Genomic DNA, 25144 nt, shown 5'->3' on the forward strand with positions numbered 1-25144 from the left:
ATCGCGTCAGATCCCCAATTCCTGGGCCAGCACCGCCGCTTGCACCCGGCTGCGCAGCTCCAATTTGCCGAGCAGCCGACTGACGTGCGTCTTCACCGTGGCCTCCGCCATCTCCAGGCGTACCGCGATGTCGGCGTTGGACATCCCCTCGCCCAGGCAGGACAGCACCTCGCGCTCGCGCCGGGTGAGCGACTCCAGTACGGCGGGATCGGCGGCCGGCTTCCGCGCCGGCCGGGCGGCGAACTCGGCGATGAGGCGTCGGGTGACGGCCGGGGCGATAAGGCCCTCGCCGCGCGCGACCGTACGGACCGCCGCCAGCAGGTCCTTCGCGTCGGTGTTCTTGAGCAGAAAGCCCGCGGCCCCCGCGCGCAACGCCCCGAACACATACTCGTCGAGGTCGAAGGTGGTCAGCACGAGAACGTCCGCGAGGCGCTCCTCGACGACCTTCCGGGTCGCCGACACCCCGTCCAGACGCGGCATCTGAATATCCATCAGGACCAGGTCGGGGCGCAGCTCCCGGGCAAGCGCCACCGCCTGCTCGCCGTCCCCCGCCTCGCCGACCACCTCGATGTCGGGTGCGCTGCGCAGGATCAGGACGAGTCCCGCGCGGACGGCGGACTGGTCCTCGGCGACCAGCACCCTGACGACACGGCTCATTCCAGGTCTCCTTCGGTCACGGGAAGCGTGGCGTGCACGGCCCACAGGGAGCCCTCGGGGCCCGCCTCGAACGTGCCGCCCAGCAGCGCGGCCCGCTCCCGCATCCCGGTCAGACCGGCCCCGGAACCGGGGGCGCGCGGACCGTCCCGGTGGCCGTACGGGCTGGTCACACGGACGTCGAGCACATCGTCCCGCTGGGCGAGGGCCACCGTGACGGGTCCGGGGCAGGCGTGCTTGAGGGCGTTGGTCAGCGACTCCTGGACGATGCGGTAGGCGGCGAGTTCGACCGGCGCGGGGACCTCGCCGTGCTCGGCGTCGAGCGTGATGTCCAGGCCGTTGGCGCGGGCGCCGTCGACGAGGGCGGCGAGCCCGTCGAGGGTGGGGGCGGCGGCCGGTTCCGCGGCGGCGCCGGCGTCGCGCAGGAGGCCGATGAGCCGGCGCATCTCGGCGAGTCCCGCCACGCTGTTCTCCCGGATCACGGTCAGCGCCTGCCGGGCGGTGGCCGGTTCGTCGATCGACAGCGCGGCCGTGGAGTGGATCGCGATCGCCGAGAGGTGGTTGGCGACCATGTCGTGCAACTCCCGTGCCATCCGCGCCCGTTCCGCGGTGACGGCCTGCGTGCGGTCCATCTCCGCGAGCAGCGCGGTCTGTTCGGCGCGCAGCCGGGCGGCCTCGGCGGCGTCGCGGTGGTCGCGGACGATCCAGCCGGTCGCCGCGGGCGCGAAGGAGACCAGGCCGATCAGGACACCGATCAGCAGGGCCTCGGGCTCGCGCCACACCGCGAACGGCACCAGGGCGCCCGCCACCGTGAGCAGCCCGGTGATCCGGGGGATGCGGCGGGCCGAGGCGGGCGGGCCGTACAGGACGGCGGCGTAGACGAGGTCGGTGAACATCAGGACCGTGGCGATGTTCCCCTGGGTCGTCTGGTCCGCGACGATCGCGGCCGTGCCGGTCAGCAGGGCCGTGCGCGGGGCGGTCCGGCGCAGCAGCTCGCACCCGGCCGTGACCGTCAGCGGCACCAGGACCGGCCAGAAGCCCTCGAAGAGGGTGACCGGATCGCCGGACGACCGTGTGTGCAGGCCGGCGGCCATCAGCAGCAGACCGCCGAGCAGACCGCCGACGGCGACGTACACGTCGAACCGGTGCGGGCGGGGAAGTCGCAGGGCCATGACTCCATCCAACACGGCACGGGCGCCCGGCGCCTGATCCCCGGGAAGGGTCCCCAGCTGCATCTTTCGATGTACCGCGACTTCGTCACCGGTGACGACGTATCGCCCGCGCGCCGCCGCGAGCCTGGAGACATGACCGCAATTCCGGTGAGGAGCGAACCGTGATCGTCGCACTGATCATCGCCTGCGAGGTCGGCTTCTGGGTCCTGCTCGCGGCCGGCCTTGCCGTGCGCTACCTGCTGGAACGACGCCGTACGAGCGTGGTCCTGCTGCTGTGCGAGCCGGTCCTCGAACTCGTGCTGTTCGTGGTGACGGCCGTGGACCTGAGGAACGGCGCGGAACCGAGCTGGGAACACGGCCTCGCCGCCCTCTACATCGGCTTCACCGTCGCCTACGGCCACTACACGATCACCTGGCTGGACGGCCACGCCGCCCACCGTCTCGCGGGCGCCCCGCGTCCGCCCCGGCCCCCGCGCTACGGCCTGGCCCGCGCCCGGCACGAGGGCCGGCTGTGGCTGCGCACCCTCCTCGCCGCCGCGGTCGCCTGCGCCCTGCTGCAGGCCGCCATCTGGTACGTCGGCGAGGGCGACACCTCCTCGCTGCGCATGTTCCAGTGGGTGGCGCTCCGGGCCCTGGGCATCCACGGGCTGATCGCGCTGACGTATCTGATCTGGCCCAAGAAGGCCCCGGCCGACGCTGCCGCACGCTCCAAGGAGGGCCGTACCCTGACCGGACGATGAGGGAGGGGTGCATGAGTGAGACGGGCGGCCCCGGCGGTGTGCTGGTCGTGGACGACGATCCGGCCATCCGCCGTTCGCTGGAGCGCGGCCTCAGGCTGAGCGGCTTCAAGGTGCGCACGGCGGAGGGCGGTCACGAGGCGCTCGCGGCGATCGGCCAGGCGCCGCCGGACGTTCTCGTCCTCGATGTGTCGATGCCGGAGATGAGCGGCATCGAGGTGTGCGAACGGCTCCGCGGGGACGGCCAGGACCTGCCCGTGCTGATGCTCTCGGCGCTCGACGAGACGTCCGACCGCATCGCCGGGCTCCAGGCGGGCGGCGACGACTACCTGGTCAAGCCGTTCGCGCTGCAGGAACTGGTGCTGCGGCTGCGCGCGCTGCTGCGCCGCCGGCCGCCCGCGGGGGAGGTGCTGCGGGTCGCGGGGCTCGTGATCGACCCGGCCGCGCGCACCGCCGAGCGGGACGGACGGCCGCTGGAGCTGACCCGGCGCGAGTTCGAACTCCTCGAAGTGCTCGCCCGCAACACCGGGCTCGTCCTGACCCGCGACCAGCTCCTGGAGCGGGTGTGGGGCTACGACTTCGACGTCCGCACCGACGCCGTGGACACCTTCGTCAGCTATCTGCGGCGCAAGCTGGAGGCGGGCGGGCGGCCCCGGCTCGTGCACACCGTCCGCGGAGTGGGCTTCGTGCTCCGGGACGAGACGTGAGGCCGTCGTGAGGCTGTCCACCCGGATCGGCATCGCCGTCGGGGTCACCGTGCCGCTGCTGGTGCTGGCCAGCGGCTGGCTGCTGCTGCGGCTGGTCGACCACGATCTGCACACCGCCGAGGACGACCATCTGCGGGCCCGCGCCGCCGCCGTGGTCCCCGACGCCCGGGCCCTGCTGCGGGCCAGTGCGGGCGGGCGGCCCAAGGCCGCCGACAACCGCGAACGGCAGCTGTACACCGCCGCCCTCGACGTCGGCGTCCGCGTCGTCGGCCCGGACGGCACCTTCAGCGGGGGCCCGCAGCCGGACGCCTCGGTGCCGCTCCCCGCGCGCAGGAACACGCCGGTCACCGTGCGGGACGGCGCCACCAGCTGGCGCGCGCTGACCGTTCCGGTCAGGACGGGACGCGGCCCCGGGACCCTGACGGTCTTCTCGCCCAACGCCGCCGACCAGGCCCAACTGCGGCTCGTACGGCGGCGGGTGCTGTGGACGACGCTGCTCGCCGTGCCGCTGTCGGGGCTGCTCGCCTGGGGCATCGCCACCGGCGCGAGCGGCCCGCTGCGCCGGCTCGGCCGCCGTACCGCCGGACTCGACCCGCGCACCAGCACCGCCCGGCTGCACCACGAGCCGACCGGCGTCACCGAGGTCGACGACCTGGCGGCCACCCTGCAAAAGGCCCTCGCCCGCTACGACGAACAGGCCGCGCGCACCGCCGAGGCGCTGGACACCGCCCGTTCCTTCTCCTCGGCGGCCTCCCACGAACTGCGCACCCCGCTGATGAGCATGGGCACCAACCTCGACATCCTGGCCGGCCACCCCGGTCTGCCCGAGGCGGAGCGCGCCGAGGTGCTGGCCGATCTGCGCGCCGAACACGCCCGCCTGCTGAACCTGCTGGTGATGCTGCGTGAACTGGGCCGCGGCGACTTGGTCGAGGCGGAGGCCTTCCGGACGGTGGACGTGTCGGAGACGGCGGACGCCGCGGTCGCGGAGGCGCGGGCGCGGGTCCCGGACGCGCGGATCACCCTGGACGCGGTGCCCGGGGCGACGGTCCACGGCTGGGAGCCGGGACTGCGGCTGCTCCTGGACAATCTGCTGGCCAACGCGCTGGCGCACGGACGGGACGCGGCGGGCCGGGCGAGTGTGGCGGTCGGTGTACGGCGTGTGGCCGAGGCGGGCGCGGGCGACCAGGTCGTGGTGACCGTCGACGACCGTGGCCCCGGAGTGCCGCCCGAGGCCCGCACCCGGATCTTCGAACGGTTCCGGCGCGGCCCCGGCAGCGCGGGCACCGGCCTCGGCCTGACGCTCGTGGCCCAGCAGACGGCGCTGCACCGGGGCACCGTCACGGTCGCCGACGGGCCCGGGGGGACCGGCGCCCGCTTCGAGGTACGGCTGCCGTCCACGGGCGGCACGCTGCCCGCCCAGCGGGACTGGCTGATCACCACCGCCGGGACAAAGCGGTCACAGAGTTTCCCCAAAGATGCTTCCTAGCCTCCCTGCGACCCGGACGGCCGAAGGTGGTCGTCCGCGAAGTACGGAGGCTGAGATGGACGTACGACGACGCAGGCGCACCCTTCTCGTCGGGATGGCCGCCGCGGCACTCGTGGCGACCGGCACCGGAGTGGCCGCGGCCGAGAGCGCGCCCTCCCCGGCGGCGGCACCGACCGGCGACGGGGCGCACAGGCTGTGCAAGCGGCTGCCGAAGATCGACCACCGCATCGACCGCGCCCTGAAGCGGCTGGACGCCGGCGCCGCCACACGCGGTTCCGTCGCCCGGCTGCAGGCACGCGTGGACAACGCCAAGAGCGCGGGCCACGACGAGATCGCCACCTATCTGCAGGACCGGCTCACCTTCCGCAAGTCGCTGATCACCACGCTCCAGCAGCGCGAGAAGGACCTGGCCGACGTCCGGACGTGGTGCTCGGACCACGACAACGGCGCGAAGGGCAAGTGATGCGTGCCCGTGCGGCGGCGGCCACGACCCTGCTGGCCGTGACCCTCCTCGCCGGCTGCGCCGGGGAACACGGCTCGACGGCCACTACACCCTCGTCGTCCGTCACTCCCTCGACGAGCCCCTCCGGCTACGCGGACATGGAGAAGAAGGTGGCCGCGGCCGAGTCCGCACTGGCGCAGGCGGACAAGGACGCGGCACGGGACGACACGGACCGCTAGCGCGGCTCAGCGCTCCCCGCCCGGCACCCACAACACATCCCCCGTCTCCTTGTTCGCCACTCGGGCCAGGATGAAGAGCAGGTCGGAGAGGCGGTTGAGGTAGGTGGCGGTGAGGGGGTTCATCGTTTCGCCGTGGGCCTCCAGCGCCGCCCAGGTGGAGCGTTCGGCTCGGCGGGCCACTGTGCAGGCCTGGTGGAGCAGGGCCGCGCCGGGGGTGCCGCCGGGGAGGATGAACGAGCGGAGCTTCTCCAGCTGCTCGTTGAAGCGGTCGCAGTCCGCCTCCAGCCTGTCGACGTAGAACTGTTCCACCCGCAGCGGCGGGAACTCGGGTTTCTCCACCACCGGCGTCGACAGGTCGGCGCCCACGTCGAAGAGGTCGTTCTGGACGCGGGTGAGGACCGCCACGACCTCCGCGTCCAGACCGCCCAGCGCGATCGCGGTGCCGATCACGGCGTTGGCCTCGTTGGCGTCGGCGTACGCCGAGATCCTGAGGTCGGTCTTGGCGACCCGGCTCATGTCACCGAGGTTGGTGGTGCCGCGGTCGCCGGTCCGGGTGTAGATGCGCGTCAGATTGACCATGTGGCCAGCGTAATTACGCTCGGGCCGTCCGGAACACGCGTGTGCCCACTGTCACGGCGAGGCCGGACAGACCGAGGGCGACCAGCACGCCGTAGAGCATGTGTCCGGTGGTGTACGAGCCGACGTAGGCGTCGCGCACCGCGTCCACCAGATAGCGGAACGGCATCAGGTGCGAGAGCACGTCCAGCCAGGCCGGGGCGAGGCTCATCGGCAGCATCAGGCCGGACAGCAGCATCGACGGCATGGTCATGGCGTTGACCAGCGGCCCGAACTCCTGCGGAGTGTGCACCTTCATCGCCATGGCGTACGACAGCGAGCCGAGCGAGACCGTGAGCAGGGCGACGAACGCGAAGCCGATCAGAACCCCGCCGAGCGGCGCGCGCAGCCCCATCGCCACCGCGGCCAGCACCAGCAGCACCGCCTGGAAGACGAAGACGGTGGTGTCGCGCAGCACCCGGCCCAGCAGCAGCGCCAGCCGGCTGACCGGGGTCACCCGCATCCGCTCGACCACGCCCTGGCTGTTCTCGATGATGATCGAGAACCCGGCGAACGACGCCCCGAACAGGCCGAGTTGGAGTAGCAGCCCGGGCACGAGCAGCTGCCACGAGCTGCCCCGCCCGCCCAGCGGCAGACCGGTCAGCAGCGGCCCGAAGAAGCAGAGGTAGAGCAGCGGCATCAGCAGCCCGAAGAGCAGCGCGAAGCGGGAGCGCAGGGACTGACGGAGATAGCGGCCGTAGATGAGGGCCGTGTCCTGGAGCAGCATGGTGGGAGGGATTCCTTTATGGCTGACGGCTGACGGCTGAACGGCTATACGGCTACGGGGGTGGCGTCGACCGGCGCGGGGCCGCGGCCGGTGATCGCGAGGAACGTGTCCTGGAGGCTCGCGTCGATCGAGCCGCCGTGCTCCAGCTTGAGCGCGCTCGGTGTGCCGTCGGCGACGACCACGCCCCGGTCGACGATGACCAGGCGGTCGGAGAGCGCGTCGGCCTCGTCCAGGTAGTGCGTGGTCAGGAAGACCGTCGTGCCGTGCTCGTCGCGCAGCCGGCGGATCAGGTCCCACAGGTCGGCCCGGCTGCCGGGGTCGAGTCCGGTCGTCGGCTCGTCGAGGAACAGGACCTTCGGGCGGTGGGTGAGCGCCATCGCGATGTCCAGCCGGCGCCGCTGTCCGCCGGACAGCGCGGACGTCTTGCGGTCGAGGAGCTCGTCCAGGCCCAGCTCGCGCGCCAACTCCCCGGCGCGAGCGATCGCCTGAGGCTTCGTCAGGCGGTAAAGGCGGCCCTGGGTGACGAGTTCCTCGCGCACGCTGATCTGCGCGTCGACCCCGCCCGACTGGGCGACATAGCCGCAGGCCCGGCGGACGCCGGCCGGATCGGCGGCGAGGTCGTGCCCGGCGACGGTGGCCGCGCCGCCGGTGGGGGCGAGCAGGGTCGTGAGCATGCGCAGGGTGGTGGTCTTGCCGGCGCCGTTCGGACCGAGGAAGCCGAGGATCTCGCCCTCGCGCACGGTCAGGTCGATGCCGCGGACGGCCTCCACGGGGCCGCGTCTGGTCTGGAAGGTGCGGGCCAGTCCGGCCGCGCTGATGACTGCCATGCCCCACAGAAAAACAGAGACTCACCAATTTTGCAATGACCCCAAGTTTTCAGTGAGGCCAGTCAAAGCTAGGATTCGGTCATGGCAGAGGGGCTCAGGGAGCGGAAGAAGCGGCAGACCCGCCAGTACATCTCGGACGTCGCCACCGGCCTGTTCGTGGAGCGGGGCTTCGACGCCGTGACGGTCGCGGAGATCGCCGAGGCCGCTGACGTCTCCGTCAACACCGTCTACAACTACTTCCCCGCGAAGGAGGACCTCTTCTTCGACCGCTCCGCCGGCCTCGTGGACCGGATGGCCCGCTGGGTGCGCGGCCGGAACAAGGGGGAGTCGGCGGCGTACGCCGTCCTGCGGGAGCTGCGCGAGGAGGTCGAGGCGGTCTCGCCGCGGATCGGTCTGATGTCCGGCTACGCCGCCTTCATGCGCGTCATCGAGAACGCACCCGCGCTGCGCTCCCGGCTGTGGGCGATCGGGCAGGAGGTTCAGGCCAATCTGGAGCGGACCCTGCGCGAGGAGACCGGCGCGGCCGACGACGACCCGATGCCGCATCTGATCGCCGGTCAGCTCGGCTGGGTGCACAGCACTGTCATGGGCGTCATCGGCCGCGAGATGGTCAAGGGGCGCAATCCGGGCGAAGTGTCCCGAGAGGTACTGGTCCTTCTTGACGACATGGAGGAGCTGTTGGGAGAGAAGGTCCTCAACTACGCCGTCCGGAGCACGGAATGACCCGAGCCGGTGTGATGTCCGTCAGATGAGACGTGACGCGCATTACTTACCGGTCACACAGCACCGACAGAGCGCTAAGGTCCGCCGCAGAGAGATAAACAGCGGGTAAGGCGTTTCAAAGGGGAGTCGCAACAGTGGCACGGAAGCTTGCCGTCATCGGCGCCGGCTTGATGGGTTCCGGCATCGCCCAGGTCTCCGCCCAGGCGGGCTGGGAGGTCGTCCTGCGAGACGTCACCGACGAAGCCCTCGACCGTGCCGTCGGCGGCATCCAGGCGTCGTACGACAAGTTCGTGAGCAAGGGGAAGCTGGAGGCGCACGACGCCGACGCCGCCCTCGCCCGCATCACCACGACCACCGACCTGGACGCCGCCGCGGACGCCGACGTCGTGGTCGAGGCCGTCTTCGAGAAGCTCGAGGTCAAGCACGAGATCTTCCGCGCGCTCGACAAGATCGTGCGCCCGGAGACCGTGCTCGCCTCCAACACCTCCGCGATCCCGATCACCAAGATCGCGGCGGCCACCGAGCACCCCGAGCGGGTCGTCGGTGTCCACTTCTTCTCGCCCGTGCCGATGATGCAGCTCGTCGAACTCGTCCGCGGCTACAAAACCAGCGACGAAACCCTCGCCACCGCGCGGGAGTTCGCCGAGTCCACCGGCAAGACCTGCATCGTCGTCAACCGCGACGTCGCGGGCTTTGTGACGACCCGTCTCATCTCGGCGCTCGTCGTCGAGGCGACCAAGCTCTACGAGTCGGGCGTGGCGAGCGCCGAGGACATCGACCTCGCCTGCAAGCTGGGCTTCGGCCACGCGATGGGCCCGCTGGCCACGGCGGACCTGACCGGCGTCGACATCCTGCTGCACGCCACCGGAAACATTTACACCGAGTCACAGGACGAGAAGTTCGCTCCGCCGGAGCTGATGCGCCGCATGGTTGACGCCGGCGACATCGGACGCAAGAGCGGGCGGGGCTTCTACACGTACTGAAAACATCAGTACGTACCGCCACTGAGACCGCACAAGCCCCTGGAGCATCACCCGCAGGGGTGAATTGGGTATCGGTTCGCTTACAGACGGCAACCTCGTTGCCGCTGAAGCAGTCAGACGTTGCACAGCCACCGTCACGGAGTACGCCACCGCATTCACGGGGAGCGCATATGTACATCAGGGGCGACCACGCCGAGCTGGTCGTCGGGGGCCGCCTCGACGTCCGCAGCGCGGCGGACGCCCGTACGGTCCTGCACTCGGCTGTCGACGACGGAGCCGGCGACCTGGTGCTCGACCTGTCCGAACTGGACTCCTGGGACGCCACCGGACTCGGGGTGATCATGGGTGTCCACCGGCGGGCCGGCCGGTGCGGCCGGCGCCTGGTGCTGCGCGACGTACCGCCGCAGATGCAGCGCCTGCTGGTGGCCACCCGGCTGCACCGGATCCTGGCGATCGAAGGGGGCATCGGGGTGGAGTCACTGCCCCGCGTGTGACACCCCGGATTGCTGTGATGCGGGATGCGGGGGAGCACCGGACGCACCGCGGCGCAGGACATGTCACGTGCAATCCTCACGAGACTGTGACGTCTGGCACGGAGCGATACCCCGGGCTGTCGTAGATACTGAGCGAAGGTTTAGGGTTCGGTCGCCCGCTGCCTGATGTCCCTGCGAGCGGGTCCGGACCAGAAGCGACAGCGCGGTGTGCAGCAAGGCCGGGAGGGGCTAGAGGCACACACGACGCTTTTGGGGGGCTTGAAACCTATGGACCCGAACAGCCGGGGACCCGAGGAGTACGGCCATGACGGCGGCGGCGACACGCCACGCCAGCGCCCGCCCAGGGACCCCCTCACACCCGACTTCGGACAGCACACGCCCGCGCTCGCACGCACGGTTCAGCTGGTCACGGGCGACTACCTGCTCACCGTCAACCCCGTCGACGGCAGCGAGATAGAGCCCTGCCCGCCGGGCGAGCGCCCGGGCCGGCCCGAGAAGCTCACCGCGGCCGGACGCGCCGAGGTGGAACGCGCCGCCAGACCGCCCGTCCCGCCGGGCCCGGCCCCCGTGGCGCTGCCGCTGCTGGAGCGCCAGGACGAGCGCGAGCGGCTCGTCCGTCTCCTCGCCCGCGGCCGCTCGGTCCGCCTCACCGGACCGGCCGGCTCCGGCCGCACCAGCCTCCTCGACCTGATCGCCGAGGACTGCTCGGACCTCGCCCCCGACGGCGTGATCCGCCTCAGCGGCTACCACCGCACCGCGGACGAACTCCTCCACGACCTCTTCTACGCCGTCTACGACGCACCCCTGCACCGTCCGGAACGGGACGAACTGCTCGCCCACGTGCGGGAGATCGGCGCGGTCGTCGTCCTCGACGACATCGAGTTCGGCGGCGCCGGGCTCGACGAACTGCTGGACGCGACGCCCGAGTGCGCCTTCGTCATCGGTGCCACCCCCGACGTTCCCGCGCCCTCCTCCGGCTCCGAGCTCGAAGAGGTCTTCCTCGGCGGCCTGCAGCGTGCGGGCGGTGTGGACATCATCGAGCGCACCGTCGGCCGGGCCCTGACCGAGGAGGAGGCCAACTGGGCCGGCGACCTCTGGTTCGAGTCCGAGGGCCTGCCGCTGCGCTTCGTGCAGGCCGGCGCCCTGCTGCGCCAGCGCGACCGGCTGCGGGCCGGGACCGACGCCGTGGACGAGTTCGGGGTCTTCGAGGACGCCCTGCCCGTCGACGCGCCCTTCGAGGTCGAGGCCGGCGACGACGTACCCCTGCCGTCGCTGGGCGAGGCCGCCGCTCCCGCGCCGCTGCTGGCCTCCCGGCTCAGCGCCTCCGCGCGCGCCACCCTGCGGTTCGCCGTCGCGCTCGGCGGCGAGGTGCCGCACCAGGCGCACCTGCCCGCGCTCGTCGGCGACACCCACGCGGACGCCGCGCTGGGCGAGTTGGCGTCCTGCGGACTCCTCTCACCGGTCGGCTCCCGCTACCGCCTCGCGGCCGGGGTGCTGCAGCAGCTGGAGGCGGCGGGCTACGGCGACGACATCGAGACCCGCGCCCTGACCGCCGCCCAGCACTACGCCTGGTGGGCCGGGCACCCCTCGGTCACCCCGGAGCGGGTGTGCGCCGAGGCCGACGCGGTGCTCGCCGCCCTCGGCATCCTGGTGCCGGCCACCACGGCGCCGGCCGAGGGCGAGGAGAGCCTCACCGTGCAGCTGGCCCGCACGGCGGCGCCCGCGTTCGCCGCGGGTCTGCACTGGAGCGCCTGGGAGCGGGCCCTGCGGTCCGGTGCCGAGGCCTCCCGGCTCTCCGGCGAGGTGTCCGAACAGGCGTACTTCCACCACGAGTTGGGCATCCTCGCGCTCTGCGGCGGGCAGTTCGACCGGGCCCGCGCCGAGCTGGAGGCCTCCATCGGCCTGCGCGGCGCCCTCGCCGACAAGCGCGGCACCGTCGCGGGCCGCCGCGCCCTCGCCCTGGTCGCCGACCGCACCGGCACGACGCCGGGCCTCGGCACGACGCCGGCGCTCGGCTCGACCGCGGGCGAGGAGGTCCCCGACGCGCGTCACGAGGAGTCGCAGTCGCCCTCCGGGGGAGTGGTGGCCGCCGCGCTGCCGGGCGTACCGCGGCCGCTGTCCGCCGAGGAGTCCACGCTGGTCGTCCACCGGTCCGCGTCCGGTGCGGCGCCCAAGCAGCACCGGGCCGGGATCCGTGGTCTGGCCCGGCGCAACCTGGTCGCGGCGGGCGCGGGCGCGCTGCTGGTGGCGGTGCTCGGCACGGTCGTGACGCTCGGCGCGACGTCCAACAACGACGCCAACACCCCGTCCGACAACGTCGGCGTCAACCCGTCGGCCAGTCAGGGCCTTGACGACGGCAGCCTGGGCGCCGACAAGCCGAAGAGCGACACCGGCAAGGGCGACACCGGCACCGCGACCAGCCGCCCCACCGACCCGGGCCCCGACGGCACCTACGGCACGTCCGACGACCCGACCCCACCGTCCGACTCGGGTCGGCCGTCGGACAGCCCGAGCGGTACGAAGGGTTCGGGGGGCAGTTCGTCGCACTCGCCGTCCAAGTCGCCGACGAAGAAGCCGCCGACGAGCCCGACGACCAAGCCGCCGACGAGCTCCAAGCCGCCGACGTCCGAGCCGCCCACCTCCGAACCGCCGACGTCCGAGCCGCCGACCTCGCCCCCGCCGTCGTCACCGTCGACCTCGGACTCGGCCAGCGGCCCGGCCTCCAGCGCCCCCGCATCGTCGAGTGCGCCGGCCACGACCAGCAGTTCGGTGAGCGCGCCTGCGAGCAGCAGTGCGGGCGGGCTGATCTGAGGTCGCACGCAGAGGTGAGGGCCGACTCCGCTCGACGATCCGGCCCTCCTCGGTGTGCGGCCGTGGCTCGGAACAGCCGGCCGGACACGATCAGCGGTTCGGCGCGCACGCCCGAGCGCGGCAGTCCCGGTGGGCTGATCTGCAGCTCCGTGCAGCCGGTGAGGGCCGGGTCCGTCCGACGGACCCGGCCCTCGTCGTCGTAGAACCGTCTCTCAGAACAGCCGCAGCTTGTCGTCCTCGATGCCGCGCAGTGCGTCGTAGTCGAGCACGGCGCAGCCGATCCCGCGGTCCGTGGCGAGGACGCGGGCCTGGGGCTTGATCTCCTGGGCCGCGAAGATGCCGCGGACCGGGGCGAGATGCGGGTCGCGGTTCAACAGCTCCAGATAACGCGTGAGTTGCTCGACGCCGTCGATCTCGCCGCGCCGCTTGATCTCGACCGCGACGGTCTGCCCCTCGGCGTCCCGGCACAGGATGTCGACCGGGCCGATGGCGGTCATGTATTCGCGCCGGATGAGGGTGTAGCCCTCGCCGAGGGTCTCGATGCGGTCGGCGAGGAGTTCCTGAAGGTGTGCTTCCACGCCGTCCTTGATCAGGCCGGGGTCCACGCCGAGTTCGTGCGAGGAGTCGTGGAGGATCTCCTCCATCGTGATGATGAGCTTCTCGCCCGCCTTGTTGATCACGGTCCAGACGCCCTCCTCCCCGTCCGCGCCCTCCTTCAGGGTGCAGGGCGGTGACATCCAGTTCAGGGGCTTGTAGGCGCGGTCGTCCGCGTGGATGGAGACGCTGCCGTCGGCCTTCACCAGGATCAGGCGGGGCGCCGAGGGGAGATGGGCGGTGAGCCGGCCCGCGTAGTCCACGGAGCATCGGGCAATGACGAGACGCATGGTCGGCAACGCTACTCGACGCGCGCGCCCCGGCGCGATCCGCCCTCCGGGCCGCCCCTGTTGTCCCGGAACACCCGAGACCACCCTTGTTCATTGGTGGCTGATTGTGGGCCCAATGAGGCCTCTCCATGTACGCATTTTTGTGGTGCGGTCACCGTCCGTTGCTTACCGTAGTAAACGGGAGGTCGCGAGACGGGTACTGAGCGTGTTCGGTATCGCGAACTCCCTTATCTGTCCGGCAACCCCTGTCGACCACGGGGGTGCGAGAGGAGAACCCATGTCGCTCGACGTCTCACCGGCCCTACTCGAGAAGGCCGAGCGAGGCGAGGTCGACGAATCCGAATTCGTCGACTGCGTCCGGACCTCCCTGCCCTACGCATGGGAGATGATCAGCTCCCTGGTGGCCCAGCTGAAGGTCGACGGCGGCACCTTCGCCGACAACCAGACGCCTCCGCCGGACGAGCAGGCACGCGGTCAGTTGCTGCGTGCGCTCGCGAGTGACGCGATACGCGGCGCGCTGCAAAGGCACTTCGGTGTGCGGCTGGCCTTCCAGAACTGCCATCGGGTGGCGGTGTTCCCGCTGGACGCCTCGGTCGACGAGACGCTGGCCCGCTTCACCTCGGTCCGCAGTCAGGTGCTCAACCAGTCCCCGGAGTTCAGGGACTGCTGAGAGCAAGCCGCTTGCTTGCCGCTCCGTACGCGGGAGGTGCATTCAGTACTGGGGCGGCAAGCTCCTTGCAGGGCCGGTCCGTTCACCCGAGGTGCGGGAGCACCTCGGCGCCCAGCCGCCGGACGTTCTCCTCGGTGGCCGCCAGATCTCCGGAGCCCTCCACCAGCAGGGCGAACCGGGAGATGCCCGTCCGCTCGCTGGTCGCCGCGAGCCGGTCGGCACACAGCCGCGGGGTCCCCACCGGGTGCAGCCCGCAGAGCAGTTCGGTGTACGCCAGCGGGTCGCGCATCTGCCGGATCCGGCCGTCCACCGTGACATGGGCCTCGAGTCCCTGCTTCAGCCAGCCCGGCATCGCCTTCGTCAGCGCCTCCACCGCGTCCGTGCGCCGGTCCGCGATCTGGCAGACGCCGGCCGAGACATGGGCGGCGCCGAGGACGACGTCCGCCGGGTGTCCGCTGGCGCGCGCGTGCCGCCGCCACAGGGACACCATCTCGGCCTTCTCCTCGTCGCCCACATGCATCCCGAGCAGCATCGCCAGACCGTGCTCGGCGGCCCGGCGCACACTCGACGGCGAGGTGCACGCCACGACCACCTCGGGGCCCTCCGCCTCCGACAGGGACTCCGACGGCCTGGGGACGACGGGGACTTCGCGGAAGGGGAAGCGGCTCCCCGGGGGACCGGCGACCGACGGCTCGCGCAGCCAGCGCAGCAGCAGGTCGAGTGATTCCCCGAACCCCTCCTCGTAGGCCTCGATGCCCGAGCCGAAGACCTCCAGGTCGACCCACGGCCCGCCGCGGCCCACGCCCAGCGAGAAGCGCCCGCCGGAGGTGATGTGCAGCAGGGCGGCCTGCTCGCCCACCTTCACCGGGTGGGCGGTGGGCAGGACGGTGACCGCCGTGCCCACACGGATCCGCCGGGTCCGGCCGAGCAGCAGGGCCGCCAGCGTGATCGCGGACGGGCAGGTGCCGTACGGTACGAAGTGGTGCTCGGCCAGCCAGACCGAGTCGAGTCCCGCTTCCTCGGCGACCTCGGCCGAGCGGACCGCGCGGTGCAGCGCCTCCCCCTGACCCTGACCCGGGAACTGGGCCGCCAACACAAAACTTCCAACGCGCATTGTTCTGCCTGCTTCCTTGGCCCCGACGCGGAGCTCCCCCACACCCGCATAACCGTCTGACACGTGCCGAGGACACGGCCTGGCGGAGAGATTTCCGGATTTTCTGCAGAATGGGTACAAGTGGCGGAGGGTTCGGCGCCGACCGGTCCTGTACGCGTACCGTCTCCGAGCCCCGTAGGCTGGACACGACCCGTGCTCCCTGTATAGCCCCGTGAGGTGTCCTGTGTCCCCGCGTCGCAACCGGCCCAAGGGAGCCGGCCCGTCGGGTACGTCCGGCCGCAGCGCCGAGGACGACCGCTCCGGCCGCTACGGCGGCTGGCAGTCGACCGAGAGCTGGCAGGGCGAGGACTGGAACGTACGGCACGTGGCGGGCGCCAGTGCCCAGGGCAAGACCTACCGCTGCCCCGGCTGCGACCAGTTGATCCCCTCGGGCGTCCCCCATGTCGTGGCCTGGCCGGAGCACGCGGGCGTCGACGACCGCCGCCACTGGCACAAGGCGTGCTGGAACGCGAAGGACCGCCGCACCACGAGGGTGCAGCGGTCCCGCAACGCGCCGAGGTTCTGAACCGGGCGACCCGTCGCTACACGTCGCGCTTCTGCAGCAGGGCGACCGCTCCGGCGAACGCCGCGGCCGTCACGCCCAGGGCGATCCACAGCGGGTCCCAGCCGCTCGGGCCCGAGTCGCTGAGGGAGTTGGTGTAGAAGACGCCCAGCTGGTTCGGGATCGAGTAGTCGAACAGCGCCTGGCGCACGTCCTCGAGCGCCGAGGAGACCATGAACAGCGCGATCACCAGCGGCGCCAGCACCAGGCCGATCATGAGGGTGATGGCGCCCGCGGAGTGCCGGATGACCGAGCCGACGACGAGCGAGAGCAGCCCGAGAAGCGCGATGTAGAGCGAGATGCCGAGCGTGCCCTTCAGCCACTCCGAGCCGGTCGGCTCCTTGGCGCCCTCCAGCAGGGCCACGTCGGCGAGGGCGACGACCAGCGCCGAGACGAAGGTGACGACGAAGGCCACCAGGAAGAACACGATCGCCTTCGCGGCCAGCACCCGCGGACGGGAGGGGCACGCGGTCATCGTCGTCCGGATCATGCCGGTGCCGTACTCGGAGGCGGTGGTCAGCACGCCGAGCGTGATGATGCACATGCTGCCGAGCAGCAGTCCGAAGACGCCGAAGGACAGCGGGTTCTCGCCCGCCAGGCTGCCCTCCGACTCGTTGGCGGCGACCAGCGAGGCGGTCAGCAGGCCGATGCCCATGACGAGCAGCACGAACACGCCGAGCGTCCACATCGTGGAGCGCACCGACCTGATCTTCGTCCACTCCGAGGCGATCGCGTGCCCGAGGTGCGTGCGCACGACGGGGATCGGCGAGGTGTAGCCGGGATACGGCGAACCGGACGCCGCCGCCTGCCAGTCGGGTGCGGCGGTCTGCGGCATCGGGGGCTGGGGCGTGCTCATCGGGCGTCCTCGGGCTTGGTCAGGTCGGCGGGGGCGGGCGGCTGCTGGGGCGCCTGGGGCGCGGCGGGCGCCGGCTGGGCGTACGGGTTGCTGCCGTCCGCGCCGGGCGCCGACGGGGCGCCGTAGGGCCCCGGCTGGGGCTGCCCGGCGCCGCCGTACGGACCCTGGCCCTGCGGCATCGCGAACGGCTGCCCGCCCTGCTGGGGCGGCGGCGGGGCGTACCAGTCCGGCTGGCCCTGCCCGGGCACCGGCATCGGCGGCTGAGCGCCCGGCGGCAGGGGCTGCATCAGCCCCTCCTTCTGGTCGATCGTCGAGCGGTAGTCGACGGCCCCCTGAGTCATCCGCATGTACGCCTCCTCCAGCGAGGCCTGGTGCGGCGACAGCTCCCACAGGCGTACGTCCGCCTCGTGCGCGATGTCGCTGATGCGCGGGAGCGGCAGTCCCGTGATCCTGAGGGCGCCGTCCTGCTCGGGCAGCACATGCCCGCCCGCCTCGGTGAGCGCGGACGTCAGCTTCTCGCGCAGCTGCGGCTCGCCGTCGGGGGTGCGCACGCGCGCGAAGTCCGCGGAGTTGGCCGAAATGAAGTCCTTGATGCTCATGTCCGCGAGCAGCTGACCGCGCCCGATCACGATCAGGTGATCGGCGGTCAGCGCCATCTCGCTCATCAGATGGGAGGAGACGAAGACCGTACGGCCCTCCGCGGCGAGTGCCTTCATCAGGTTGCGCACCCAGAGGATGCCCTCGGGGTCGAGGCCGTTGACCGGCTCGTCGAAGAGCAGCACCTGCGGGTCGCCGAGCAGCGCGGCGGCGATGCCGAGCCGCTGTCCCATGCCGAGCGAGAAGCCCTTGGAGCGCTTCCTGGCCACGTCCTGGAGCCCGACCACACCCAGCACCTCGTCGACCCGGCGGGCCGGGATCCCGGAGAGCTGGGCCAGGCACAGCAGGTGGTTGCGGGCCGAGCGGCCGCCGTGCACGGCCTTGGCGTCGAGCAGGGCGCCCACCTGGCGGGGGGCGTTCGGGAGCCTGGGGTACGGGTAGCCGCCGATCGTCACCTGCCCCGCCGTGGGGTTGTCCAGGCCGAGGATCATCCGCATCGTCGTCGACTTGCCCGAGCCGTTGGGCCCGAGGAATCCGGTGACGGCACCCGGTCGCACCTGGAAGGAAAGGTTGTAGACGGCGGTTTTGTCGCCGTAGCGCTTGGTCAGGCCGACAGCCTCGATCATGCTCCGCACCCATCGAAAGGATCAGGACAGCGGGGCACACGCCCCCGTAAGGGTTAGGAGGATATCCATGCGCTGACGGTTCCGCTCAAGAGGAAGTAAAAGACCGGCCCCGATCACGCGTCGCGTCGCTTCAGCAACACATAGCCGCCGAGGAGCGCCGCGATCACCCACAGCGCCATGATTCCGAGGCCGCCCCAGGGGCCGTAGGGGGTGTCGTCGTCGAGCGGCGTGACCACCTGCATGATCCTGCTGCCGGCCTGGTCGGGCAGATACTGGCCGATCTTCTTCGTCGCGTCGACGTTGCCCAGGATGTTGGAGATCAGGAAGAAGAACGGCATCAGGATGCCCAGCGACAGCATCGGCGAGCGCAGCATCGCGGCGACGCCCATCGAGAAGACCGCGATGAGGGTCATGTAGACACCGCCGCCGATCACGGCCCGCAGCACGTGCGCGTCGCCGATCGAGGCCCGGTGCGAGCCGAGCATCGCCTGGCCGAGGAAGAACGCGACGAAGCTGGTGACCAGCCCGACGGCCAGGGCGAGCACGGTCGCCACGGCGATCTTGCTGAACAGGAAGGTGCCGCGCTGCGGCACGGCGGCCAGCGAGGTGCGGATCATGCCGGTGCTGTACTCGTTCGAGACGACCAGCACCCCGAACACGATCATCGCGAGCTGGCCGAGGCTCATGCCGGCGAAGCTGATGAAGGTCGGGTCGAAGGAGAGCCGGTCCCTCCTGCTCATGTCGTCGAACTCGTTGCTCGACAGCGCGGAGATCAGCATGCCGAGCGCGACGGTGACGACCACGGCGAGGGAGAGGGTCCACACCGTGGACGCCACCGACCGGATCTTGGTCCACTCGGACCGTACGACCTGGACCGCGGTCATCGCCTGCTCCTGTTCCAGTCGTCGCCCCACTGCTGCGGCGGCTGCGGTTGCTGTGCGGCGGGCGGCGGGACGTCGTAGGGCGCGTCGGTGTGCGCGTGGTACTCCACCGACCCCGCGGTCAGCTGCATGAACGCCTCCTCCAGGGAGGCCTGCTGGGGGCTCAGCTCGTGCAGCACGATCTGGTGCTGCGCGGCCAGCTCGCCGATCTGCTCCGCCCTGCCGCCGTCCGCCTCCAACACCCCGCTGCCGGACTCGACGACGGTGATGCCGGCCAGATGCAGCACGTCGAGCAGCCGCTCGCGCTGCGGGGTCCGGATGCGGACGTACGACCGCGAGTTCTGCGCGATGAAGTCGGCCATGGAGGTGTCGGCGAGCAGCCGTCCCTGTCCGATGACGACGAGGTGGTCGGCGGTCAGGGCCATCTCGCTCATCAGATGGGAGGAGACGAAGACGGTACGGCCCTGCGCCGCGAGGGACTTCATCAGATTGCGGATCCAGTGGATGCCCTCGGGGTCCAGGCCGTTGACGGGCTCGTCGAACATCAGGATCCGGGGGTCGCCGAGCAGGGCGCCCGCGATGCCGAGCCGCTGCCCCATGCCGAGCGAGAACCCCTTGGCCTTCTTGCGGGCGACGGCCGTGAGGCCCACCGTGTCGAGCACCTCGGCCACCCGGCGGCTGGGGATGCCATTGCTCTGCGCGAGGCACAGGAGGTGGTTGCGGGCGCTGCGGCCGCCGTGCATGGCCTTGGCGTCCAGCAGGGCGCCGATGTACTTCAGCGGGTCCTTGAGCCGGTCGTAGTGCTGTCCGTCGATCCGGACGTCCCCGGCGGTGGGGCGGTCCAGGCCCAGCATCATGCGCATGGTCGTGGACTTGCCGGCCCCGTTCGGACCGAGGAACCCGGTCACCATGCCGGGTCTGACGGTGAAGGTGAGGTTGTTGACCGCCAGCTTCTCGCCGTACCGCTTGGTCAGGCCCTCCAGCTCGATCATGCGGCCACGCTAAGACCCGGGTTGGGCGACTGCCACCCGTACGGCCAAACAGAGTCCGGCAGCCCGGCCGGGAGCGGCCGTGCTCATGGCGAAGGGCCCGCGCCGTTCGGGGGAGAGGGCGCGGGCCCTTCGGGGTGCCGTCAGGCTGTGTTACCGGGACTGCTGGGCAGGAACCCCACGGGTGATCGGCTCGTCCTCGGCCGGCGTGCCGGCGGCGGCCACCGCGGCGCCCGTGAGCGTCGCGAGCATCTCGCGGACGTTCGTCAGCTGGGCGTTGATGCTGTCGCGGCGGTTGGTGAGGGCGGCCAGCTCGCGCTCGGATTCCGAACGGATGCGGTCGGCCTTGGCGTTGGCGTCGGCCACGATGTCCTCGGCCTGGCGCTGGGCCGTCTCCACCGTCTGGCGGGCGCGGCGCTCGGCGTCCGTGCGCAGCTTCTCGGCCTCCAGGCGCAGCTGCTCGGCGCGGTGCTCGATCTCGGCGAGGCGCTTCTCGGCCTTGGCCTGACGGGACGCCAGGTCGCGCTCGGACTGCTCGCGGCGCTTGGCGAGGTTCGTCTCGAAGTCGGCCGCGGCCTGGGCGGCCTTGGCGCGGGTCTCCTCGAAGAGAGCGTCCGCCTCCTCGCGCTTGGACTGCGCGTCCTTCTGCGCCTCGGCACGCAGCTGCGAGGCGTCGCTCTTGGCCTTCTCGACGATCCGGACGCCTTCGTCCTCGGCCTTGGCCTTGCGCTCCGCCGCGAACGATTCTGCGTCGTTGCGGACCTGCTGGGCCGCCGACTCGGCGAGTTCGCGGTGCTGCTCGGCCGCGCGCCTGGCCTCCTCGCGCAGATCCTTGGCCTCTTCCTCGGCGAGGCGGAGGATCTTCTCGACACGCGCGCCGAGGCCGGCGTACGACGGCTCGGCGTCGGTCACCTGAGCCTGGGCGTTCTGCGTCTCGAGGTGGAGCTCCTCGATGCGCTTTTCCAGAGCGGTGATGCGGGCGAGAGCACTGTCACGGTCGGAGACGAGCTTCGAGATCCGTTCGTCCACCTGAGCGCGGTCGTACCCACGCCGCACAAGCTCGAAGCCGTAGGGGGAAGTGTCGCTCATGGGGTTCCTGTCAACTGAGACCGGTGAGGTGATAGGGGGAATCCTAGGGGCCGAAGCGGTGTGTCATCGAGCGGATACGTGTTTGATCTGGAGAATGACACCCCTTTTGAGTGGCTGACGGACGGACCACTTGCCAAAAACTCGGTCAAAGGCCCCGGACGGCACCGGATATGGGCCTGTCGATCAGCTGTCCGACGGCTTACCCGAACGAGGGGCGCCGACCGTGGCTCCGGCCTTGACGCCGCCGTCCTTGCCCGCCCCCGGGGCCTCAAAGGACTCCAACGCCTCCAGCACGTCCTGGACACGGGAGATCTCGGCGTTGATGTCCTCGCGGCGGCGCACCAGGATCTCCAGCTCGCGCTTGCCCTCCTCGACCGTGCGCTTGGCCTCACGGACCGCCTCGGCCTTGAGCTCCTCGGCCTCCTTCACGAGCGCCGACTTCTTCTGCTCGGCCTCCTTCAGCAGCCCCTCGGCCTTCTTGACGGCGGCGATACGGACCTTGCCGGCCTCCGAATTGGCCTCCGAGACCAGCTCCTTGGCCTTCGCCTGCGCCTTGGCCAGCTGCTCCTCGGCGGCCTTGATGAGCGCGTCGCAGCGGTCGCCCGCCGACTTCATCGTCTCGGCCGACTCGCGGCGGGCCCGCTCGTGCAGCGCCTCGATCTCGCCCGTGATGCGGTCGCGCAGCTCCTCGGCCCGCTCGCGGATCGAGGTGGCGTCCCGGCGGGCGCCGACGAGCAGCTCGTCCGCGTCCGTACGCGCCTTCTCCACCCGGGCGTTGCCCTCGACCGTCGCCTCGGACACCAGGCGTTCGGCCTCCGTGCGGGCCGCGCCCACCATGGTGTCGGCCTGCGCCTCGGCGTCGGCGGTGGTCTTGTGGGCCTGCTGCTGAGCCTCCGTCAGCAGCTTGTCCGCCTCGGCCGTGGTCTCCGTGATGAGCTTGTCGACCTGCTCGGCCACGTCCTGGCGCCGCTTGCTGGCCTCCTTGCGGACCTCGTCGAGCGTCCGGTCGGCCTCCTCGCGCGCGGAGTTGACCAGTCGTTCGGCCTCCGCCTCCGCCTCGGAGCGCAGCCGCTCGGCCTCGCTGCGGACCCGCTCCGCGTGCTGCTGGGCGGAGCCCACCGTCTCGGCGGCCTCGGCGCGCAGCCGCTCCGCGTCCCCCGTGGCGTCCGCGATGAGCTTCTCCGCCTTGGCGACCGCCTCGGCCCGCAACCGGTCCGCCTCGGTGACCGTCTCCGTGGTGAGCCGCTCGGCCTCGCTGCGCGCCTCGGTGATCAGGGCGTCCGCCTGCTCGGCCGCGTCCGAGCGGATGCGGTTGGCGTCGTCGCGGGCCTCGGCCCGGGTGCGCGTCGCCGCCTCGTCGGCCTCCGCGATCGCGTCCGAGGCCTCCGTGCGCACCCGCTGGGCGTGCTCGGCCGCCTCCGAGCGCAGCCGCTCCGCCTCCGCGATCGCCTCCGAAACGGTGCGCTCGGCAAGCGACTTGGCCGCTTCCGTCTCCCCGGCTGCCTCGCGCCGCAGCCGGCCCGCGTCCTCGCTGGCCCGCTCGCGCTCGGCATAGGCGTCGGCGCGGACCCGGTCGGCCTCCTCCTGGGCCTCGCGCCGGGTGCGGTCCGCCGCGTGCTCGGCGGCACTGCGCAGCCCGGTGATCTCCTCCTGCGCCTGCTCGTGCAGACCGGACACCGAGTCCCGTACCTGCTGGGCGTGCTGCTCGGCCGCCGAGACCATCTCGTTGGCGCGCCGGTCGGCCTCCTCGACCAGGCGGACCGCCTCGGCCTGGGCCTCCTCGACGCGGTTGCGCGCCGAGGCCAGCAGCTCCTCGCTCTGCTCGCGGGCCCGCTCGCGCTCCTGGTCGGCCTCGGTGCGCGCGGCGCCGAGGAGTTCCTCCGCCTCGCGCCGGCGCCGTTCGGCCTCCTCCTGGGCGGCGGCCAGCGTCTCCGAGGTCTCCGTCGCCAGCCGCTCGGCGGCCGCCTGGGCCTCCGCCCGGATCCGGTCGGCGGTGTCCTGCGCCTCCGCCTTGAGCCGCTCGGCCTCCGAGGCGGCCTCCGAACGCAGCCGTACGGCGACGGCCTCGCCCTCCGCCCGGGACGCGGACGCGTCCGATGCGGCCTCGGTGCGCAGCCGCTCGGCCTCCGCCTCGGCCTGCTGCTGCAGCGTGCGGATCCGCTCGGCGGCCTCGCTGCGCAGCCGCTCGGTCTCCTCGGCGGCCTCGCGGCGGATGCGTGAGGCCTCCTCGCGGGCCTCGGTCAGCGCCTGCTCGGCGGCGGCGAGGCGCTCCTCGGCCTCCGTGTGCAGCCGCGTCAGCTCGTCGGCGGCCTCCGCGCGGCGGGCCGCTATCGCCCGCTCGGTCTCCTCGTGCAGCTCCCGTGCGGCCCGCTCGGCGTCGGCCTTGATGCCCTCGGACTGCTCGACGACCTCCTCGCGGTGCCGCTCGGCCTCCTGCCGGGTGCGCTGCAGCGTCTCCTCGGCCTGCCGGCGCAGCGTCGTCGCCCGCTCGATGGCCTCGGTGCGGACCTTCTCGCTGTCGGTGGTGGCCTTCTGGCGCAGCTCGTCGGCGTCCTGCCGGGACTTGGCCAGCAGCTCCTCGGCGGTCTTGGCCGCCTCCTCGATCTGCTGGACGGCCTCCTTGCGGGCCTCCGCGCGGATCTTCTCGCCCTCGGCGACCGCGTCGGCGCGCAGCTGCTCGGCCTCGCCGCGCAGCCGGCGGGCCTCCTCCTGCAGCTCGACCGTCTTGGCGCGGTACTCCTTGGTGTCGTCCTTGGCCGCGCCCTTGAGCTGCTCGGAGATGTCGTGCGCCTCGGCCCGCAGCCGGTCCGCCTCGGCCTCCGCCTCCCGGCGGATCCGCTCCGCCTCCTCGGCGGCGGCCTTGGTGGTGTTCTTCGCGTCCTCCTGCGCGCGGTTGAGGACGTCCTCGGCGGTCTTGGCCGCCTTCGACAGCTGGGTCGCGCTCTCCTCTGCGGTGATCGTGCGGGCCTTCTCCGAGGCCTCGGCGACGATCCGCTCGGCCTGGGCGCGGGCGTCGGCGACGACCTCCTCGGCGGCGGAGCGGGTGGCCTCGGCCTCCTTGGTGGCCTCCTCGACCAGCCGGGCGACCTGCTCCCGCGCCGTGCGCGTGCGCTGTTCGTTCGCCGACTCGGCGCTGGCGAGGGCCTTCTCGGCCGACGCCGTGGCCTCGGTGATCAGCTTGTCGGCCTCGGACTGCGCCTTGCGCAGCGTCTCCTCGGCCTCCGCCATCCGCTGCTCGGCGGCCCGACTCAGCTCCTGCGCCTGGCGCCGGGCGCTGTCCGACTCCGAGACGGTGGAGGTGCGCAGCTGCTCGGCGTGGTCGGTGGCCTCCTGTGCCTGGGTGGAGGCGGCGTTCAGCAGCCGCTCGGCGTCCGTGCGGGCCCGGCGCAGGATCTGCTCGGCCTCCGCGCGGGCCGCCTCGGCGTCGCTCGTCAGGCGTTCGCGGGCCTCGGTGGTCAGCCGCTCGGCCTCCGCGCGCGCCGCGGCCATGGCCTGCTCGGCCTCGGCGCGGGACTCCTCCAGGAGCCGGCGGGCCTGGGACTCGCTGCGGGCGCGCAGCTGCTCGGCCCACGCCACGTTCTCGTTGACGTGCGACTCGACGGTCTGGCGGCGCTCGGCGAGTTCCTGGTCCAGCTGCTGGCGGCGGGTGACCGCCTCCTGGTGCAGCTCGGCCTGCAGCCGGGCGGCCTGCTCCGCGTGCTCCTGGAGGATGCGCTGGGTCTGCGCGCGCACCTGGCTCAGCTCGCGCTCGGCGTCCTGGCGCAGCTGGTCGGCCTGCATCTGAGCGTTGCGGAGCAACTGCTCGGCCTGGTAGCCGATGTCACCGCCGTCGAAGGAGGGCCGGGACATGAGGGTGCGGCGCGCCTCGTGCAGCTTGGCGCGCAGCACCTCGACCTGGTAGCCGAGGTCCTCGGCGTGCTGGATCGCCTTCTCCCGCTCGGTCTTCAGCCGATCCATCTCGGCCTCGAACCGAGAGAGGTGGTCGACGTCAGCCGCCGGCTCTCGCTCCTGGCGTTCGTAGCCCCGCACTGCGCGGTCCCATCCGTCCCCTGGTCGCAAGTCTGGCCAAACGAGCTCCGTCCGTCCGACGGACGGGGCCCCCGGGGGAATGGTGTCAGATCAACGGCGGAGCATGGGCTGCTGCCCCGACGCTCGCCCCCCGAAACCCGGACCCCGGCATGTGGCCACCCCGGTTCGAGGAGCGACCGCCCCCAACCCTA

24 protein-coding genes are annotated in these 25144 nt (G+C 71.9%); 11 read left to right on the forward strand and 13 right to left on the reverse strand.

The genetic code is table 11. The annotated features are described in order from the left end of the window. Positions 1-6: 6 nt before the first annotated feature. Entirely contained in the window at positions 7-657 is a 651-nt protein-coding gene (locus MQN93_RS26085) for a response regulator (protein ID WP_242711467.1), read from the reverse strand. Beyond that, positions 654-1826 (reverse strand): sensor histidine kinase, encoded by a 1173-nt coding sequence (locus tag MQN93_RS26090; protein ID WP_242711468.1) that lies wholly within the window; start codon positions 1824-1826, stop codon positions 654-656. The genes MQN93_RS26085 and MQN93_RS26090 overlap by 4 nt, the downstream gene beginning before the upstream one ends. 161 nt (positions 1827-1987) lie before the next feature. On the opposite strand from MQN93_RS26090, the gene MQN93_RS26095 reads away from it, so the two are divergent. Genes MQN93_RS26095 through MQN93_RS26115 form a run of 5 tightly spaced genes read left to right on the forward strand, consistent with a single transcriptional unit; the run spans position 1988 to position 5437 of the window. Beyond that, positions 1988-2566, forward strand: coding sequence for a hypothetical protein (locus tag MQN93_RS26095; RefSeq protein ID WP_242711469.1), 579 nt, complete (start codon positions 1988-1990; stop codon positions 2564-2566). Positions 2567-2577: 11 nt separating this feature from the next. After that, positions 2578-3270: a response regulator transcription factor gene (locus MQN93_RS26100; RefSeq protein WP_242711470.1), complete on the forward strand. Its 693-nt coding sequence runs from the start codon at positions 2578-2580 to the stop codon at positions 3268-3270. A 7-nt stretch (positions 3271-3277) separates the two neighbouring features. Next, on the forward strand, positions 3278-4756 hold the full coding sequence (locus MQN93_RS26105) for a sensor histidine kinase (RefSeq protein WP_242711471.1): 1479 nt from the start codon (positions 3278-3280) through the stop codon (positions 4754-4756). A gap of 55 nt (positions 4757-4811) precedes the next feature. Beyond that, the gene (locus MQN93_RS26110) at positions 4812-5219 is read left to right on the forward strand and encodes a hypothetical protein (RefSeq protein ID WP_016438227.1); all 408 of its coding nucleotides are present in this window, start codon (positions 4812-4814) and stop codon (positions 5217-5219) included. After that, positions 5219-5437, forward strand: coding sequence for a hypothetical protein (locus tag MQN93_RS26115; protein WP_242711472.1), 219 nt, complete (start codon positions 5219-5221; stop codon positions 5435-5437). Before MQN93_RS26110 ends, MQN93_RS26115 begins: the two co-directional genes overlap by 1 nt. Positions 5438-5443: 6 nt before the next feature. Here MQN93_RS26115 and MQN93_RS26120 read toward each other — a convergent pair whose 3' ends face one another. Genes MQN93_RS26120 through MQN93_RS26130 form a run of 3 tightly spaced genes read right to left on the reverse strand, consistent with a single transcriptional unit; the run spans position 5444 to position 7606 of the window. Beyond that, positions 5444-6016, reverse strand: a complete 573-nt coding sequence (locus MQN93_RS26120) for a cob(I)yrinic acid a,c-diamide adenosyltransferase (protein WP_242711473.1) — start codon at positions 6014-6016, stop codon at positions 5444-5446. A 13-nt stretch (positions 6017-6029) separates the two neighbouring features. Then, a complete protein-coding gene (locus tag MQN93_RS26125) occupies positions 6030-6779 on the reverse strand; it encodes an ABC transporter permease (protein WP_242711474.1) in 750 nt (249 codons plus the stop codon). 44 nt (positions 6780-6823) lie between these two features. Continuing rightward, entirely contained in the window at positions 6824-7606 is a 783-nt protein-coding gene (locus MQN93_RS26130; protein ID WP_242711475.1) for an ABC transporter ATP-binding protein, read from the reverse strand. Positions 7607-7687: 81 nt separating this feature from the next. Between MQN93_RS26130 and MQN93_RS26135 the strand changes: the two genes are divergently transcribed. From MQN93_RS26135 to MQN93_RS26150, 4 genes are all read left to right on the forward strand, one after another. Further along, positions 7688-8329: a TetR/AcrR family transcriptional regulator gene (locus tag MQN93_RS26135; protein ID WP_242711476.1), complete on the forward strand. Its 642-nt coding sequence runs from the start codon at positions 7688-7690 to the stop codon at positions 8327-8329. Between the two features lie 134 nt (positions 8330-8463). Beyond that, positions 8464-9312, forward strand: coding sequence for a 3-hydroxyacyl-CoA dehydrogenase family protein (locus MQN93_RS26140; RefSeq protein ID WP_016438221.1), 849 nt, complete (start codon positions 8464-8466; stop codon positions 9310-9312). A gap of 170 nt (positions 9313-9482) precedes the next feature. Next, on the forward strand, positions 9483-9806 hold the full coding sequence (locus MQN93_RS26145; protein ID WP_016438220.1) for an STAS domain-containing protein: 324 nt from the start codon (positions 9483-9485) through the stop codon (positions 9804-9806). Between the two features lie 267 nt (positions 9807-10073). Continuing rightward, positions 10074-12617: an ATP-binding protein gene (locus tag MQN93_RS26150; protein ID WP_242711477.1), complete on the forward strand. Its 2544-nt coding sequence runs from the start codon at positions 10074-10076 to the stop codon at positions 12615-12617. A 212-nt stretch (positions 12618-12829) separates the two neighbouring features. Here MQN93_RS26150 and nucS read toward each other — a convergent pair whose 3' ends face one another. Continuing rightward, positions 12830-13501, reverse strand: a complete 672-nt coding sequence (gene nucS, locus MQN93_RS26155) for an endonuclease NucS (protein ID WP_016438218.1) — start codon at positions 13499-13501, stop codon at positions 12830-12832. A gap of 277 nt (positions 13502-13778) precedes the next feature. Between nucS and MQN93_RS26160 the strand changes: the two genes are divergently transcribed. Then, positions 13779-14171: an SCO5389 family protein gene (locus MQN93_RS26160; protein WP_016438217.1), complete on the forward strand. Its 393-nt coding sequence runs from the start codon at positions 13779-13781 to the stop codon at positions 14169-14171. Positions 14172-14253: 82 nt separating this feature from the next. Here the strand turns inward: MQN93_RS26160 and MQN93_RS26165 are convergent, their stop codons facing one another. Continuing rightward, positions 14254-15285, reverse strand: a complete 1032-nt coding sequence (locus tag MQN93_RS26165; protein WP_242711478.1) for an LLM class flavin-dependent oxidoreductase — start codon at positions 15283-15285, stop codon at positions 14254-14256. Between the two features lie 223 nt (positions 15286-15508). Here MQN93_RS26165 and MQN93_RS26170 point away from each other — a divergent pair, with 223 nt between their 5' ends. After that, positions 15509-15850, forward strand: coding sequence for an Rv1322 family protein (locus MQN93_RS26170; protein ID WP_242711479.1), 342 nt, complete (start codon positions 15509-15511; stop codon positions 15848-15850). 16 nt (positions 15851-15866) lie between these two features. On the opposite strand, the gene MQN93_RS26175 is transcribed toward MQN93_RS26170, so the two are convergent. From MQN93_RS26175 to scy, 6 genes are all read right to left on the reverse strand, one after another. After that, positions 15867-16742 carry an ABC transporter permease gene (locus tag MQN93_RS26175; protein ID WP_016438214.1) on the reverse strand — a complete coding sequence of 292 codons (876 nt, stop codon included), beginning with the start codon at positions 16740-16742 and terminating at the stop codon, positions 15867-15869. Continuing rightward, positions 16739-17965, reverse strand: a complete 1227-nt coding sequence (locus MQN93_RS26180; RefSeq protein WP_242711480.1) for an ABC transporter ATP-binding protein — start codon at positions 17963-17965, stop codon at positions 16739-16741. The genes MQN93_RS26175 and MQN93_RS26180 overlap by 4 nt, the downstream gene beginning before the upstream one ends. 113 nt (positions 17966-18078) lie before the next feature. Continuing rightward, entirely contained in the window at positions 18079-18849 is a 771-nt protein-coding gene (locus MQN93_RS26185; RefSeq protein WP_242711481.1) for an ABC transporter permease, read from the reverse strand. Next, positions 18846-19838 carry an ABC transporter ATP-binding protein gene (locus tag MQN93_RS26190; protein ID WP_016438211.1) on the reverse strand — a complete coding sequence of 331 codons (993 nt, stop codon included), beginning with the start codon at positions 19836-19838 and terminating at the stop codon, positions 18846-18848. The genes MQN93_RS26185 and MQN93_RS26190 overlap by 4 nt, the downstream gene beginning before the upstream one ends. A gap of 150 nt (positions 19839-19988) precedes the next feature. After that, positions 19989-20924 carry a coiled-coil domain-containing protein gene (locus tag MQN93_RS26195; RefSeq protein ID WP_016438210.1) on the reverse strand — a complete coding sequence of 312 codons (936 nt, stop codon included), beginning with the start codon at positions 20922-20924 and terminating at the stop codon, positions 19989-19991. Between the two features lie 183 nt (positions 20925-21107). Beyond that, the gene (gene scy / locus MQN93_RS26200) at positions 21108-24953 is read right to left on the reverse strand and encodes a polarized growth protein Scy (protein WP_242711482.1); all 3846 of its coding nucleotides are present in this window, start codon (positions 24951-24953) and stop codon (positions 21108-21110) included. Positions 24954-25144: the final 191 nt, after the last annotated feature.

Source organism: Streptomyces spinosisporus, from assembly GCF_022698145.1.
GTDB classification, from domain to species: Bacteria; Actinomycetota; Actinomycetes; order Streptomycetales; family Streptomycetaceae; genus Streptomyces; species Streptomyces spinosisporus.

Coding starts and splice junctions, on each gene's coding strand:
- MQN93_RS26085 (WP_242711467.1), bottom strand. CDS start 657: ATGAGCCGTGTCGTCAGGGTGCTGGTCGCCGAGGACCAGTCCGCCGTC.
- MQN93_RS26090 (WP_242711468.1), bottom strand. CDS start 1,826: ATGGCCCTGCGACTTCCCCGCCCGCACCGGTTCGACGTGTACGTCGCC.
- MQN93_RS26100 (WP_242711470.1), top strand. CDS start 2,578: ATGAGTGAGACGGGCGGCCCCGGCGGTGTGCTGGTCGTGGACGACGAT.
- MQN93_RS26110 (WP_016438227.1), top strand. CDS start 4,812: ATGGACGTACGACGACGCAGGCGCACCCTTCTCGTCGGGATGGCCGCC.
- MQN93_RS26115 (WP_242711472.1), top strand. CDS start 5,219: ATGCGTGCCCGTGCGGCGGCGGCCACGACCCTGCTGGCCGTGACCCTC.
- MQN93_RS26120 (WP_242711473.1), bottom strand. CDS start 6,016: ATGGTCAATCTGACGCGCATCTACACCCGGACCGGCGACCGCGGCACC.
- MQN93_RS26125 (WP_242711474.1), bottom strand. CDS start 6,779: ATGCTGCTCCAGGACACGGCCCTCATCTACGGCCGCTATCTCCGTCAG.
- MQN93_RS26130 (WP_242711475.1), bottom strand. CDS start 7,606: ATGGCAGTCATCAGCGCGGCCGGACTGGCCCGCACCTTCCAGACCAGA.
- MQN93_RS26135 (WP_242711476.1), top strand. CDS start 7,688: ATGGCAGAGGGGCTCAGGGAGCGGAAGAAGCGGCAGACCCGCCAGTAC.
- MQN93_RS26145 (WP_016438220.1), top strand. CDS start 9,483: ATGTACATCAGGGGCGACCACGCCGAGCTGGTCGTCGGGGGCCGCCTC.
- MQN93_RS26150 (WP_242711477.1), top strand. CDS start 10,074: ATGGACCCGAACAGCCGGGGACCCGAGGAGTACGGCCATGACGGCGGC.
- nucS (WP_016438218.1), bottom strand. CDS start 13,501: ATGCGTCTCGTCATTGCCCGATGCTCCGTGGACTACGCGGGCCGGCTC.
- MQN93_RS26160 (WP_016438217.1), top strand. CDS start 13,779: ATGTCGCTCGACGTCTCACCGGCCCTACTCGAGAAGGCCGAGCGAGGC.
- MQN93_RS26165 (WP_242711478.1), bottom strand. CDS start 15,285: ATGCGCGTTGGAAGTTTTGTGTTGGCGGCCCAGTTCCCGGGTCAGGGT.
- MQN93_RS26175 (WP_016438214.1), bottom strand. CDS start 16,742: ATGAGCACGCCCCAGCCCCCGATGCCGCAGACCGCCGCACCCGACTGG.
- MQN93_RS26180 (WP_242711480.1), bottom strand. CDS start 17,965: ATGATCGAGGCTGTCGGCCTGACCAAGCGCTACGGCGACAAAACCGCC.
- MQN93_RS26185 (WP_242711481.1), bottom strand. CDS start 18,849: ATGACCGCGGTCCAGGTCGTACGGTCCGAGTGGACCAAGATCCGGTCG.
- MQN93_RS26190 (WP_016438211.1), bottom strand. CDS start 19,838: ATGATCGAGCTGGAGGGCCTGACCAAGCGGTACGGCGAGAAGCTGGCG.
- MQN93_RS26195 (WP_016438210.1), bottom strand. CDS start 20,924: ATGAGCGACACTTCCCCCTACGGCTTCGAGCTTGTGCGGCGTGGGTAC.